The organism is Bacteroides sp. ET336, from assembly GCF_024733815.1.
Classification (GTDB): domain Bacteria; phylum Bacteroidota; class Bacteroidia; order Bacteroidales; family Bacteroidaceae; genus Phocaeicola; species Phocaeicola cellulolyticus.
This window is the reverse complement of record NZ_JANRHK010000003.1, coordinates 247,374-262,028: the sequence shown is the minus strand read 5'-3', so window position 1 is coordinate 262,028 and position 14,655 is coordinate 247,374. Positions and strand designations below refer to the sequence as shown.

The 14,655-nt window shown below is 40.3% G+C and carries 13 protein-coding genes; 7 read left to right on the top strand and 6 right to left on the bottom strand.

The annotated features are described in order from the left end of the window. Positions 1-78: 78 nt before the first annotated feature. Genes NW213_RS05390 through NW213_RS05375 form a run of 4 tightly spaced genes read right to left on the bottom strand, consistent with a single transcriptional unit; the run spans position 79 to position 2,021 of the window. Entirely contained in the window at positions 79-528 is a 450-nt protein-coding gene (locus NW213_RS05390) for a DUF4252 domain-containing protein (protein WP_154042885.1), read from the bottom strand. Continuing rightward, a complete protein-coding gene (locus tag NW213_RS05385; protein ID WP_154042886.1) occupies positions 525-1,049 on the bottom strand; it encodes a hypothetical protein in 525 nt (174 codons plus the stop codon). The genes NW213_RS05390 and NW213_RS05385 overlap by 4 nt, the downstream gene beginning before the upstream one ends. After that, a complete protein-coding gene (locus tag NW213_RS05380; protein WP_258322076.1) occupies positions 1,046-1,552 on the bottom strand; it encodes an RNA polymerase sigma factor in 507 nt (168 codons plus the stop codon). The genes NW213_RS05385 and NW213_RS05380 overlap by 4 nt, the downstream gene beginning before the upstream one ends. After that, positions 1,539-2,021, bottom strand: a complete 483-nt coding sequence (locus NW213_RS05375; protein WP_258322075.1) for a DUF4252 domain-containing protein — start codon at positions 2,019-2,021, stop codon at positions 1,539-1,541. The genes NW213_RS05380 and NW213_RS05375 overlap by 14 nt, the downstream gene beginning before the upstream one ends. Before the next feature lie 206 nt (positions 2,022-2,227). Here NW213_RS05375 and NW213_RS05370 point away from each other — a divergent pair, with 206 nt between their 5' ends. From NW213_RS05370 to rpsA, 6 genes are all read left to right on the top strand, one after another. Next, positions 2,228-2,800 (top strand): peptidylprolyl isomerase, encoded by a 573-nt coding sequence (locus NW213_RS05370; RefSeq protein WP_258322074.1) that lies wholly within the window; start codon positions 2,228-2,230, stop codon positions 2,798-2,800. Between the two features lie 185 nt (positions 2,801-2,985). Next, positions 2,986-5,898, top strand: a complete 2,913-nt coding sequence (locus NW213_RS05365) for a pitrilysin family protein (RefSeq protein ID WP_258322073.1) — start codon at positions 2,986-2,988, stop codon at positions 5,896-5,898. 200 nt (positions 5,899-6,098) lie between these two features. Further along, positions 6,099-7,385 (top strand): histidine phosphatase family protein, encoded by a 1,287-nt coding sequence (locus tag NW213_RS05360; RefSeq protein ID WP_258322072.1) that lies wholly within the window; start codon positions 6,099-6,101, stop codon positions 7,383-7,385. Between the two features lie 109 nt (positions 7,386-7,494). Beyond that, positions 7,495-8,343, top strand: a complete 849-nt coding sequence (locus NW213_RS05355) for an ATPase (RefSeq protein WP_258322071.1) — start codon at positions 7,495-7,497, stop codon at positions 8,341-8,343. Positions 8,344-8,355: 12 nt separating this feature from the next. Then, a complete protein-coding gene (locus NW213_RS05350) occupies positions 8,356-9,057 on the top strand; it encodes an SIMPL domain-containing protein (protein WP_258322070.1) in 702 nt (233 codons plus the stop codon). A gap of 193 nt (positions 9,058-9,250) precedes the next feature. Further along, a complete protein-coding gene (gene rpsA / locus NW213_RS05345) occupies positions 9,251-11,035 on the top strand; it encodes a 30S ribosomal protein S1 (RefSeq protein WP_258322069.1) in 1,785 nt (594 codons plus the stop codon). A 61-nt stretch (positions 11,036-11,096) separates the two neighbouring features. Here rpsA and NW213_RS05340 read toward each other — a convergent pair whose 3' ends face one another. Then, a complete protein-coding gene (locus NW213_RS05340; RefSeq protein WP_154042895.1) occupies positions 11,097-11,567 on the bottom strand; it encodes an Lrp/AsnC family transcriptional regulator in 471 nt (156 codons plus the stop codon). Positions 11,568-11,728: 161 nt separating this feature from the next. Here NW213_RS05340 and NW213_RS05335 point away from each other — a divergent pair, with 161 nt between their 5' ends. Further along, entirely contained in the window at positions 11,729-13,018 is a 1,290-nt protein-coding gene (locus tag NW213_RS05335) for an O-acetylhomoserine aminocarboxypropyltransferase/cysteine synthase family protein (protein WP_258322068.1), read from the top strand. A gap of 98 nt (positions 13,019-13,116) precedes the next feature. On the opposite strand, the gene NW213_RS05330 is transcribed toward NW213_RS05335, so the two are convergent. Then, entirely contained in the window at positions 13,117-14,619 is a 1,503-nt protein-coding gene (locus NW213_RS05330) for a glycoside hydrolase family 10 protein (RefSeq protein WP_258322067.1), read from the bottom strand. Positions 14,620-14,655 lie beyond the last annotated feature (36 nt).

Below are 14,655 nucleotides of genomic sequence, written 5' to 3'. Positions count from 1 at the left end.
CACATATAAAAAATGAACTGTCATTCGCTCTTAAATGACAGTTCATTTTTTTTAAACGTATCAACGGTAATTTCCGTACTACTGATTTACAATACCGCGAACTTCATCTACTGTGAGTTTTCCTTCAAGAATTATTACCGTAAATTCCTTACCTTCATCAACCAGCAGAACATATTCGTTTGCATCCTTATTCTCTTTCGTATAAATGAACACCCGTTCTCCGCTGTCCTTTACACGCAATAATTCTTCATATCCGTTTTTGGTATTGATAAATGCCGTTTCCTTACGCAACAGATCCGATGCTTCCTGATTTTCGGACGAGAGTATTTGCAATCCGGTAAGTTTCTTTGCCACTTTATCTATATTTATATCACCGGTGTTTGAACCATTCATCATGTTGAACATTTTCGGGGATACATAAACGGATGTCACCCCTTCCATTTCAGCTATTTTCTCAAAACGATTCTGTGCGTTAACAGACAATGCTGCCAGCATAACACTCACTATAATAAATAATCTTGCTTTCATCTTCTAAAGTTTTTAATATTGTCAATTTTTTCTTTTACATTTTTCGTCACATTTCTTGCTTTCTCTATTTGGGCGTCGCCTTTATTAAAAGCTTCGGCAAAAAGCTGCAGGGCATTTTCGGTTGCCATGTATGCTTCCTGAGGATTGTCGAATGTATCTTTCATCATCGTAGTGTCCTCCTGACTCTTTGGCATAAATACACTTATACCTATCAGTATCACTACAGCTGCTGCTATTCCCGACACATATTTATATAGAGTATAATATCGTGGCTTATCCGCCTTGCTTTGTTTTTCCCACATATCTATGTTGTCAGAAATACGTTTATCCATTCCTTCAGGAACTGTGGGTTCATCATTTTCTTTAATCTCTGCCAGACGACAGAACACCTCTTTGTCAACAGAGAATTCGGCTGATACTTCATCATGCATGAAATAATCTTCCAGAATTTTTTCTTCGTTGACATCGGTTTCGCCGTTGTAATATTTTTCAAGCAAATGTCTGATTGTATCTTCCTTCATATCTTGTCCTTTAAATTAATAAACTGTTCCCTTATCTTTTTTCTGGCTTTCGAGAGTGTGGCACGTATGTTCACCTGGTTCAGCCCCGTAGCTTTTCCTATTTCATCAAACGAACATTCGTTCACGTCCCTTAGCCACATTACTTTTTTCTGCATGTCAGGCAGTCCGCCTATCATCTTTCTTAACCTGACATTTTCTTCTTTCTTTTCCAATCTTTCACCAATATCATCGTCTGCCAAGCCAACCCGTTCTTCATCTATCACATCTTCATAATTACTATGGCTGCTTCTTATGAAATCCATACACAGGTTCTTCACCAGAGTAACGCAATATGCTTCACGGCAAACCGCCGCATCAAGTTCATCGCGTCTGTTCCATAATTTCAGATAAGCATCCTGAACAATATCTTCGGCATCCTGAACATTCCTGAGTATGGAATAAGCTGTCCTGTAGAGTTTTGCATGGTACGGAATGAAGAGTGACTTAAATTCATTTGTGTCCATTGCGTTTATCTGTTTCCTGTTGCACTAGTTTGTCTATATCCTCCTGTCTTATATTTCCTTTGAGCAGTATCAGAGCACAATCGTCTTCTCCGCCACATACTATAAGAAGTTCTTTTATAATATTTTTCTTTTCCTTGACCAGAATCTGTACACTTCCATCCTGATCTTTGGCTCTTACAAGCGTCTCATATCCGTCTCTTTTGAGCGAAGATATTCGTTTTGTAAATTTAGCCTTTACACTCGAGCTACATTCTTCCAGGTCGAGTACACGAACGCTATTAATGCGTGCTGCAATATCATCCTTGTCTTCCTCGTCCATAAACATGTGCCCCATTTTCATCAATATCCACGGAACACTTACGTATTCAGCCTTATTGGCATCCCTGAACTCATTAATTATTGAGTTTACATTAACAGCACAAAGTATCTGGGCTGAAAACAACATAGCTATAAAGAAATATTTTTTCATGACTGACTCATTTTTTTAAGTGTTATACATAATCTTTGATGCGCATTCTATGTGAAAGACGGAACTAGCGGGTGAAATGTTGCATCAGAAAATAAGTTTTTTTACAAAAATATGAATATCTGAAAAACCAAAGTACATATCTGCCTAAAATTAAAAGCTTTTTTACTACCTTTGTGTCCGGATTTTTAAAACATACATTTTAGATTATGGAAAATAAGTACATCACCGTAGCATACAAACTTTATGCTATGATAGACGGCGAAAAAGAATTGATAGAAGAAGCTCCTGCAGAACATCCTTTCCAGTTCATCACAGGTATAGGATATACACTTGAAAGATTTGAAAAAGAAATAACAGCACTTGCTAAGGGAGACAACTTCAACTTTACTATCCCTTGTGCAGAAGCATACGGCGAAGTTGATCCTGAAGGAATAAAGACTCTTCCTAAATCTGCATTCTGCGGTCCTGACGGCAAGTTTGACGAAGACAACGTGTTCGAAGGTAACATCATCATGCTGAACGACGGCGAAGGAAACCAGTTCTATGCAAACGTTGGTGAAATCACTGACAGCACTGTAACTATCGACCTTAACCATCCTCACGCAGGCAAGGACCTGATTTTCGAAGGATCAATTCTGGAAATGCGTGAAGCAACAAACAAGGAAGTTCAGGACATCGTGAACTCTATGAGCGGATGCGGTGGCGGATGCAGCGGATGTGGCGGCGGATGCGGTGACCACGATGATGACTGCAGTGGCGGTTGCTGCGGATGTCATTAATTACATACGAAAAGACTGATTTAGCATAAGTGTAAATTACATTTTATTGTAGTTTACACTTTTTTTATGCCGTTTTTCATTGTATAAGCAAAAATATATATACATAAAGATAAAAAGAACTGTTATATGACATATTTTTAGAAAAACATTGTGTATCTTCGCATTATATTACAAATAACAGAAGTATGAACAAATCAAAGAAATTTATCGGAGCAGCCGTACTGCTGGCATTGATGACAGCATGCGGAAATGATTCGAAGTTTAAGTACGAAACCGTACCTAACGATCCGATGCAGACACGCATCTACACACTTGACAACGGATTGAAGGTTTACCTGACAGTAAACAAGGAAACTCCGCGTATCCAGACTTACATCGCCGTAAGAGTGGGTGGAAAGAATGACCCTGCCGAGACTACAGGTCTTGCACACTATTTCGAACACCTGATGTTCAAGGGAACACAGAAGTTCGGTACTACAGACTTCAGCAAGGAAAAACCTATGCTGGACGAAATAGAACGTCTGTTTGAAGTTTACAGAAAAACTACTGACGAAGCTGAAAGAAAAGCTATCTATCACCAGATAGACAGTGTATCATACGAAGCTTCAAAAATAGCTATTCCTAATGAGTACGACAAGCTGATGGCAGCTATCGGTGCAAACGGTACAAATGCCTACACCAGCTACGACCAGACAGTGTATGTGGAAGACATACCATCTAACGAAATTGACAACTGGGCCAAGATTCAGGCAGACAGATTCCAAAATGCTACAATCAGAGGATTCCACACTGAGCTGGAAACTGTTTACGAAGAAAAGAACATGTCACTTACTAAAGACTTCAGAAAGGTATATGAAAATTTGCTGAGCGCTCTTTATCCTGACTATCCATACGGAACTCAGACTGTACTCGGTTCGCAGGAACATCTGAAGAATCCTTCTATCACAAATATCAAGAATTATTTCAATACATGGTATGTGTCTAACAATATGGCCATCTGTATGTCAGGTGATATGAATCCTGACGAAACTATCGAAATAATCAACAAGTATTTCGGTGAGATGAAACCTAATCCAAACTTGCCTGAACGTCCTCAGCCTAAGGAATCGCCTATAAAGGAGCCTGTAGTGAAGGAAGTTATGGGACTTGATGCAGAAAGCGTAGCACTGGCATGGAGAATGCCTACTACAGTTGACGATGATGTCATCTCTGCACTCATCAGCTCTATTCTTTACAACGGACAGGCTGGTCTGCTTGACGTTAACCTGAACCAGCAGCAGAAAGTTTTGGGATGCTTCGCAGGCTCACTCGGTTTGTCGGACTACTATACTTATATGATAAGCGGTCAGCCGAAACAGGGACAGACTTTGGACGAAGTCAAAGACCTCATGCTGGCTGAAGTTGAGAAACTGCGTAAAGGTGAGTTCGACGAAGAACTGCTTCAGGCTACAATCAACAACTATAAGCTTTACTACATGAAACAACTTGAGAGCAACGAAAGCAGAGCCGACATGTTCGTTTCAGCTTTCGTCGACGGCGACCAGTGGAGTGATGTAGTAAACTTCATCGATAAGATGAGCAAGGTGAACAAACAGCAGGTTGTTGACTTTGCAAACAAATATTTTGCCGACAACTATGCTTTGGTTTACAAACGCATGGGTAAAGATCCTAACGAAAAGAAGATGGACAAACCGTCTATCACTCCTATCGTTATGAACCGTGACAGCGTAAGCTCATTCCTGAAAGAAATCCAGGCAAGCAAGGTTACTCCTATCGAGCCTGTATTCCTCGACTTCAATAAAGATATGCAGAAATTCACTGCAAAATCAGATATCGAAGTGCTTTACAAGAAAAACGACATGAACGACCTGTTCCAGATGATTTATGTATTCGATATGGGCAGCCAGAACGACAAGGCTCTGGGTACAGCATTCTCATACATGGAATATCTTGGAACTTCAAAGAAATCTCTTGCTGAAATCAACAAGGAATTCTATCGTCTGGCATGCTCATTCAGCGTACATCCGGGATTGGACCGCACATACGTAGTGCTTTCAGGTCTTCAGGAAAACATGCCTCAGGCAATGCAGCTGTTCGAAGAAATCCTTGCCGACGCACAGGTTGACGAAAACGCTTACAAGAACTATGCGGCTGACATATTGAAGAAACGTGCGGATGCCAAACTCAACCAGTCTGCAAACTTCTCACAACTGCTTTCTTACGCAATGTGGGGCGAACACTCACCTTCGAAGAACATTCTGTCTGAAAAAGAACTTACAGAAATGAATCCTCAGGAACTTGTAGATCGCATACATAAGTTCAACAGCTACAAGCATCGCATCATGTACTATGGTCCTGCCGATGAAAAAGAACTTACTTCTTTAATCGACCAGTATCATAACGTACCTGCCCAGCTTCAGGATGTACCTGCACCTGCATACGACTACAAGTATCAGCCTACTACTGAAAACAAGGTTTATTTTGCCGAATACGATGCAAAACAAATCTATTTCACAGGTATTTCAAACTTCGAAAAACAATATGATGCTGCAATCCAGCCTACTTTGAGCATGTACAACGAATACTTCAGCGGTGGCATGAACTCAATAGTATTCCAGGAAATGCGTGAAGCTAGAAGTCTTGCATATTCATCATACGCTTTCATCGCTTCTCCTTCTAAAAAGGAATATCCATACATCTTCCGTTCGTTCATCGCTACCCAGAACGACAAGATGATAGACGCCATGAAGGCTTTCGATGAGATAATCAACAATATGCCTGAATCTGAAAAAGCATTTAAGCTGGCTCAGGAAGGAACTATCAGCCGCTTGCGTACTGACAGAATCACAGGCATGAATATCTTGTGGGAGTATCTTGACCTTCAGGACAAAGGTATCGAGGGAGATCCTAGAAAAGCTTTGTTCGAACAGGCACAGACAATGACTCTGAAAGATGTGAAAGACTTCCAGCAGAAATGGGTTAAAGACCGCAAATATACTTATTGCGTTCTTGGTAACGAAAAAGACCTTGACATGAAATCGCTGGAAAAATACGGTAAGATTACAAAATTGTCACAGAAAGATATTTTCGGATATTGATCTTATATAATTTATAGTGTAAAGAGACCTGTACTACTGAGTGCGGGTCTCTTTCTTTTTTTACTTAACCAGCAGAAACTGTTACATAAACATTACATACCTGTTACATTTTACTTGGTCTGATTATATCATATAGCCTACTGCATACACCGATACATATCTATATGCTAATTTTGCGCCGTAATAAGATTGACATTTATATGAATAAGGTAAAAAGTTTGTTTTGCATCTGCATTGCAGCTGTGGGAATGCAGAGTATCGATGCACAGACACGTGCAGAACTGGAAATCAGAGAAAATCCCAAATTGGCAACGGGGAAGTATTTGGCATACGAGGCACCAACTACCCCATTGACACCGGCTCCGAAAGGATATGTGCCATGCTATATAAGTACATATGCCAGACACGGCTCACGCTATCTGACAGGAAAAGACAAGTACGAACCGGCTCTGACAATAATGGAGGAAGCAGAGAAGAAGAACGGACTGACCGATGACGGCAAAAAGACACTGGAAATTCTGAGACAGCTTGCTGAAATAGCCAAAAACCGCTACGGAGAGCTTACTCCAAAAGGAGCCAGACAACATCAGGAACTTGCAAAAAGAATGTTTGAAAATTATCCTGAAATATTTACAGACGGAGCACATATTGATGCCCGCTCTACATATAAGACTCGTGCATTCCTTTCGATGGCAGCAGCCTGTGTAGAATTGAAAGGCCTGAACCCGAAACTGAATATCACAACAGATGCAAGCCAGCATGATGTATATTTCATAAAATACAAGAATCCGATATATTCGGACAGCTGCCAGCACAACGCCGATTCGGTATTTGCAGAAGCAGAAAAGCGTTTCGTTCATCCGGAACGTATCATGAAAATGCTTTTTAAACCAGAATATATTTCAAAAGTCAAGAATCCGGGAAAGCTGGAACGCGACCTTTTCGAGTATCACGGTATAAGCCAGAGTTCGGACAACATGCCTGACCTTTCATTCCTTTTCAACGAAAAAGAGCTTTTCGACTTGTGGCAACTCAACAATTTCGAATGGTACTACGAACAGGGACCATCACCTCTTAGCGGTGGCAAGATGCCTAATCTGGCACGCAACCTTCTGAGAAACATCGTAGAGACTGCCGACACAGCACTTGTATCCAAAAAACCTTGCGCTACTCTTCGTTTCGGTCATGATACAAACCTTGCGCCACTGGTAGCTCTGATGAACATTGACGGATTCAACCATTCTACAGCCGACTGGGACTCTATTCCCCAATATTATCAGACATACCGTATGATTCCGATGTGCGGAAACCTGCAACTTATATTCTTCCGCAAGAAGGACAGCAAAGACATTCTGGTCAAACCATTGCTCAACGAACGTGAGATACATCTGACAGGAATAAAAACAGACTGTTTCCCTTTCTATCACTGGAAAGACCTCAGAAAGGCATGGATAGAACTTACAGACAAGATTTATCTTCCGGAATAGCCTGAAGATTATGAAACAGACTAGCATATCATATTTTTTACACAAAAAGCAAAGTCTCTATTGGTTATTCATTAATAAAGAGTTACATTTGTAATAAACGAATAAAGACATGATACTAATAGCAGACAGTGGAGCGACAAAAACCGATTGGCTAATCAGCGATGCAAATAAATCAGAGATACTCAAGACCGAAGGTATAAACCCTTTTCATCAGGACGAGGACTACATTCGCAGAATAATAGAAACTGATTTATTGCCACAAATAGAAAAAAACGACAGTATAGACAAAGCCAAAATCTCAGAAATATATTTTTACGGTGCAGGATGCCTGCCTGAACCGGCTGAAAAAATCATAAATATTTTACAGGATTTTTTCACCGGAACCAAAGTCCATGCATATACCGACCTGATGGGAGCGGCAAGGGCATTATGTGGGAAAAAGCCGGGAATAGCTTGTATTCTTGGTACCGGCTCAAATTCATGTATGTATGACGGGAAAGAGATAACAAGGAATGTTTCCCCATTGGGATATATATTGGGAGATGAAGGAAGCGGAGCATATCTCGGAAAAAAATTTATAGCAGACTGCCTTAAAGGACAACTTCCAGAAAATATTAAAAATGACTTTTTGAGCAATTGCGGTTTAACGGTAGAAGACATATTGCGGAAAGTTTACAGAGAGCCACAGGCAAACCGTTTTCTGGCATCATTAACACCTTATATATATAATATAAAACATGAAGCACAGGTAAAAAATTTCCTATGTGAATGTTTTACCGATTTCTTCGAAAGAAATGTAATGAAATACGACACGAGTCTGGAGATTTCGTTTACGGGTTCCGTTTCCTGGTATTTTCAGGATGAAATAAAAGAAACAGCCAAACGGCTTAACCTGAAAACAGGTAAATTTATAAAAGAACCTATATGGGGACTGAAAGAATTTCACAATAACCAATAAATCAATAAAGTTATGAAGAATCTAAGATTTGAAGCCATTGTAATAGCAATAGGATTGCTTTTACTTGGAGTGTTCATCGAACGCGGAATCAGTAGTTTCGCCGACAAGGATCGCAGCGTAAACGTCAAAGGACTTGCAGAAATGGAAGTACCTGCCGACAAGGTTACGTGGCCATTGGTTTACAAAAGTCTGGGAAATGATTTGAGTGGACTGTACGACCAGATTAACAAATCGAACAAGACCATTACACAATTCCTTATCAGCAAGGGTATAGAAGAGAAAGAAATCAGTGTTAATGCACCTGAAATAATAGATATGAAGGCTGAACGCTACAGCAATCAGGAAAGTACGTACAGATATAACGTCACATCTGTCATCACAGTCACATCAGACAAGGTAGATCTGATAAGAAAACTCATCAGCAGTCAGGGTGAACTCCTGAAACAAGGTGTGGCAATCACATCGGGTGACTACAGATACAACGTACAGTACGAATATACAGGTCTGAACAAAATCAAGCCGCAAATGATTGAGGAAGCTACAAAAAATGCACGACAGGCTGCAGAAAAATTCGCGGAAGATTCTGACAGCGAACTTGGCAAAATCAGAAAAGCCAACCAGGGACAGTTCAGTATCACAGACCGCGACGCCAATACACCGTACATAAAGAAAGTAAGAGTGGTAACTACCATAGATTATTCTTTTGAGGACTGAAACTTATTTATATAATATTGCAGGAGGCATGCTTACACATGTCTCCTCTTATTTTATATAATCTTCTATTTTTCAGCATAAAAGCGGACAAAAAGTTGCATATATGGATATAAGTTAATATCTTTGCGCCCGATTTAGATAAACAACATAAAGTCTAACACAATTAATTATTTAAAAACAATTTTTTATTTTAATGGAAAACTTAAAGAACATTGCTCCTATTGAAGATTTCAACTGGGATGCGTATGAAAGTGGTGACACACTAACAAATGTAAGCAAAGAAGAACTTGAAAAGGCTTACGACAGTACTCTTAACAAAGTAAATGACCGTGAGGTTGTTGATGGTACTGTAATCGCAATGAACAAACGCGAAGTTGTAGTTAACATTGGCTACAAATCAGACGGTATCATTCCATTGAGTGAATTCCGTTACAATCCAGACCTGAAAGTAGGTGATACTGTAGAAGTATATATCGAAAATCAGGAAGACAAAAAAGGTCAGTTGATTTTGTCTCACAAGAAAGCACGTGCTACTCGTTCTTGGGATCGTGTTAACGCTGCTCTTGAAAACGAAGAAATCATTAAGGGTTACGTTAAGTGCCGCACTAAGGGTGGTATGATCGTTGACGTATTCGGAATCGAAGCATTCTTGCCAGGTTCTCAGATTGACGTTAAGCCTATCCGCGACTATGACGTATTCGTAGGTAAGACTATGGAATTCAAAGTTGTTAAGATCAACCAGGAATTCAAGAACGTAGTTGTATCTCACAAAGCTCTTATCGAAGCTGAACTCGAACAGCAGAAGAAAGAAATCATCGGTAAACTTGAAAAAGGTCAGGTACTTGAAGGTACTGTTAAAAATATCACATCTTACGGTGTATTCATCGACTTGGGTGGCGTAGATGGTTTGATCCACATCACAGACTTGTCTTGGGGCCGCGTAAGCGATCCACGCGAAGTTGTTTCTTTGGATCAGAAGTTGAACGTTGTTATCCTTGACTTCGATGATGACAAGAAACGTATCGCTCTTGGTTTGAAACAGCTTACTCCACATCCATGGGATGCTCTTGATCCAAACTTGAAAGTTGGTGATCACGTTAAGGGTAAAGTAGTTGTTATGGCTGACTACGGAGCATTCATCGAAATCGCTCCAGGCGTAGAAGGTTTGATCCACGTTTCTGAAATGTCTTGGTCACAGCACTTGCGTTCAGCTCAGGACTTCATGAAAGTTGGTGACGAAGTAGAAGCTGTTATCTTGACTCTTGACCGCGAAGAACGTAAGATGTCTCTTGGTATCAAGCAGTTGAAAGCTGATCCATGGGAAAACATTGAAGAGAAATATGCTGTAGGTACTAAGCACGTTGCAAAAGTACGTAACTTCACTAACTTCGGTGTATTCGTAGAAATCGAAGAAGGTGTTGACGGATTGATCCACATCTCTGACCTTTCTTGGACTAAGAAGATCAAACACCCATCAGAATTCACTCAGATCGGTGCTGAAATCGAAGTTCAGGTATTGGAAATCGACAAGGAAAACCGTCGCTTGAGCCTTGGTCACAAGCAGTTGGAAGAAAATCCATGGGATGTATTCGAAACTGTATTCACTGTAGGTTCTATCCACGAAGGTACAATCATCGAACTTTTGGACAAAGGTGCAGTAGTTTCATTGCCTTACGGTGTTGAAGGCTTCGCTACTCCAAAACACCTTGTAAAAGAAGACGGTTCTCAGGCTCAGCTTGACGAAAAACTTCCATTCAAGGTTATCGAATTCAACAAGGAAGCTAAACGTATCATCTTGTCTCACAGCCGTGTATTCGAAGATGCTGCTAAGGCTGAAGAAAAAGCAGAAAAGAAAGCTGCAAAGAAGACATCTAAGAAAGAAGAAGCTCCAATGATCCAGAACCAGGCTGCTTCTACAACTCTTGGTGACATCGATGCTCTTGCTGCATTGAAAGAACAGTTGGAAGGTAAGAAATAATTTTTGCCTACTGCAATAAAATTTTTAAGGCTGAATCCTCAACAGGGTTCAGCCTTATTTTTTATATATGTATTCCATAATCGTGCTTTATCACATCCATCACAAATACGCTCTCCAATGATGCAAGGGTATCTATCCTGCCAAGTACATTCAGTATAAATCCCTGGTAATACTTCATATCCGGTGCATGTATCTTGAGAAGATAATCAAAACTGCCTGAAATATTATAGCACTCTGTCACTTCCGGTATCCCGGCAATAACTTCCGAAAAGTTACGTGCAATGTCATAGTTTAAGTGCTGCATCTTTACCTTACAGAAAACCATAAAACCCTGATTAAGTTTCTCTGCATCAAGCACAGCAATATATTTCTTGATATACCCACCTGATTCAAGACGTTTCAGACGTTCAAAAACCGGAGTTGACGACAGGCTCACTTTAGCTGCAAGCTCTTTTGTTGTCAATCTGGCATTCTCCTGCAAGATACGAAGTATCTGCAAATCCACCTTATCTAATTTCTCTACACTGTTCATAGGACAAATATTCTGTTTTATTCGATTTTCGATACTAAAATAAGAATAAAATCACAGAAAGCATATGCATAATAGTGATATTTTCTATATTTCACACAAATATTGGATAACATCACCACAAAACATAACTTTGCAGATGTAACAATAAAGCTATAGAGATTATGACAGATACACAGAAACTACATTTCGAGACATTACAGCTACACGTTGGACAGGAAAATGCAGACAAGGCAACAGGCGCAAGAGCTGTACCTATATATCAGACAACATCATATGTATTCAACAATTCTGCTCATGCCGAAGCTTTATTCGGACTTCAGGAAAGCGGAGAAATATACGGACGACTGGGAAATCCCACACAGGGTATTTTCGAACAAAGAATAGCGGCCCTGGAAGGTGGAAAGACTGCTCTTGCAGTAGCGTCAGGAGCGGCGGCAATTACATATTCATTCCTGAATATCGCAAAACAGGGTGACCACATTGTAGCTGCAAAAACTATTTATGGAGGAAGCTACAACCTCCTGGCACACACTCTCCCTACATACGGCATCAGTACTAGCTTTGTAGATCCGGACAACATTGAGAATTTCGAACACGCCATGCAGGAAAATACAAAAGCCGTATTCATTGAAACACTAGGCAATCCTAATTCAAATATAATAGATATACAGGCAGTTGCCGACATAGCCCACAAGCATAACATACCTCTGATAATAGACAATACGTTCGGAACACCATATCTTATCCGCCCAATAGAATATGGCGCAGATATAGTGGTACATTCTGCCACAAAATTCATCGGCGGACACGGAACTTCTCTTGGCGGAGTTATTGTAGATTCAGGAAAATTTGACTGGAAAGCTTCCGGGAAATTTCCACAACTGACAGAGCCTGACGCATCATATCACGGAATAATATTTACCGATATCGATCCTAGCACTGCTTTTGTGACAAGAATAAGAACCACACTGCTCAGAGATACAGGAGCAGCTATAAGCCCGTTCAATGCCTTTATGCTTCTGCAAGGCCTTGAAACTCTGTCATTGAGAGTTGAACGCCACGTAGAGAACACACTTAAAATAGTTTCCTACCTTGCTTCACATCCAAAAGTAAAGAAAGTGAATCACCCTTCGCTCACCTTCCATCCAAATCATGAGCTTTATAATAAGTACTTTTCCAAAGGTGGAGGCTCAATATTCACATTCGAGATTAAAGGCGGCAAGGAAGAAGCACATAAATTTATTGACAATCTGAAAATATTCTCATTGCTTGCCAATGTAGCAGATGCAAAATCGCTGGTGATACATCCTGCAAGCACAACACATTCACAATTGACAGAAAACGAACTCTTGGAACAGGACATCCATCAGGGAACTATCAGACTATCCATAGGTCTGGAACACATTGATGATTTGAAAAACGATTTGGAACAGGCTTTAAACAGTATTTAAACAGCATTTATACACTGTTTAAACACCATAATATAATTATAGCGGCTCAAATCTGATAAAGAACTTGAGCCGCTACGATTATATTCAAAAAAATTAAATTACAATTTTACCTTCTCTGATTCCGGTTTTGATTCATTATTCAGTCTGTCAAGAGCTGTTACCACATATCGGTACTTGGTCTTTCCGTTCTCATAAGGCAATTTATAGAAAGTATCCCTCGTTATGGCAACAATCTTCGATGCATCTTCAAGATTTACCTTTTCCTTATTCTCAAATCTATATACTACATACTGAACAGCCTCATCCATAACATGCTTTGCTTTAGGAGCGGTCCAGAAAAGAATATATCCATATTCTGTCCATACATCTTTTAACTTCTTGACCTTTCCAGGAGCTTTGTCGTCGATAAACGGATACAATGGCTGCAAAGCTGGATACTTATGATAATTCTTTGCCAATATAGTTCTATAATTACCAGGATTATCCATCACAGCAGCTGCATACCACTGACAACTACCCTGTATGGCTGGCAATGAACGCTGCAAATTATATTTAGCTTCCATCTGATGTACTGAAGGCTTCTTCAAATCCGGTTTCTTCACTGTTCTATACACATCCTGACCGATATACAGAGGGCGTGCACTTGATTTCTCAGCCCACCACTTAACCAAAGTTTCATAATCGGCAGCCGGATGGCCTATCTCCCAATATACCTGCGGAATGTTATAGTCTATCCAACCTTTGTTCACCCACAACAGGACATCGGCATACAAGTCATCATAATTCTGCAGTCCTCGAGTTTCGCTACCTTCCGGCGATGTTCTCTTGTTACGATATATTCCGAAAGGAGAAATACCGAACTTTACCCACGGCTTGCACTCACGAATTGTCTCATGAAGTTCTTTGATAAGTACATTTACATTGTTTCTTCTCCACTCCTTTCTGTCTGTAAATCCACGACCATATGCAGCGAAGCTTACGTCATCAGGAAAATTCTCTCCCGGATTAGGATAAGGATAGAAATAATCGTCCATATGAATGGCATCTACGTCATATCGGTTTACGATGTCGCGAACAATCTTGCAGATATACTTTCTGTTGTCTGGAAATCCCGGATCGAAATAAAGCTGTCCGGCATATTTCACAAACAGTTCCGGATGTTTGTTGTAAGGATGCAGAGGAGACAATCTGGTTGTTCCCTTAGTACAGGCACGATAAGGATTAATCCATGCGTGCAATTCCATACCACGCTTGTGGCATTCATCAATCATAAACTGCAGCGGATCCCATGTCGGAGATGGCTGTAGTCCCTGAACACCTGTAAGGAAACGGCTCCAAGGTTCATACGATGATTTATATAATGCATCAGCCTCTGCCCTAACCTGAAAGATTATGGCATTAATACCTGCTCCCTGCAAATTATCCAGCTGTTTCAAAAGAGTCTGTTTCATTGTCTCTACAGGCATACCCTGGAACTGTCCGTTTACACACTGTATCCATGCCCCGCGAAACTCACGTTTAGGAGATGCTGTCTGAGCGCTGAAAGCGAAAGTATTCAGCAATAAGGCAGCAAGCACAATCAAAGTTTTTATTCTATTCATGATCAATATAGTTTTCGAGGGTACAAAGATAGTGCA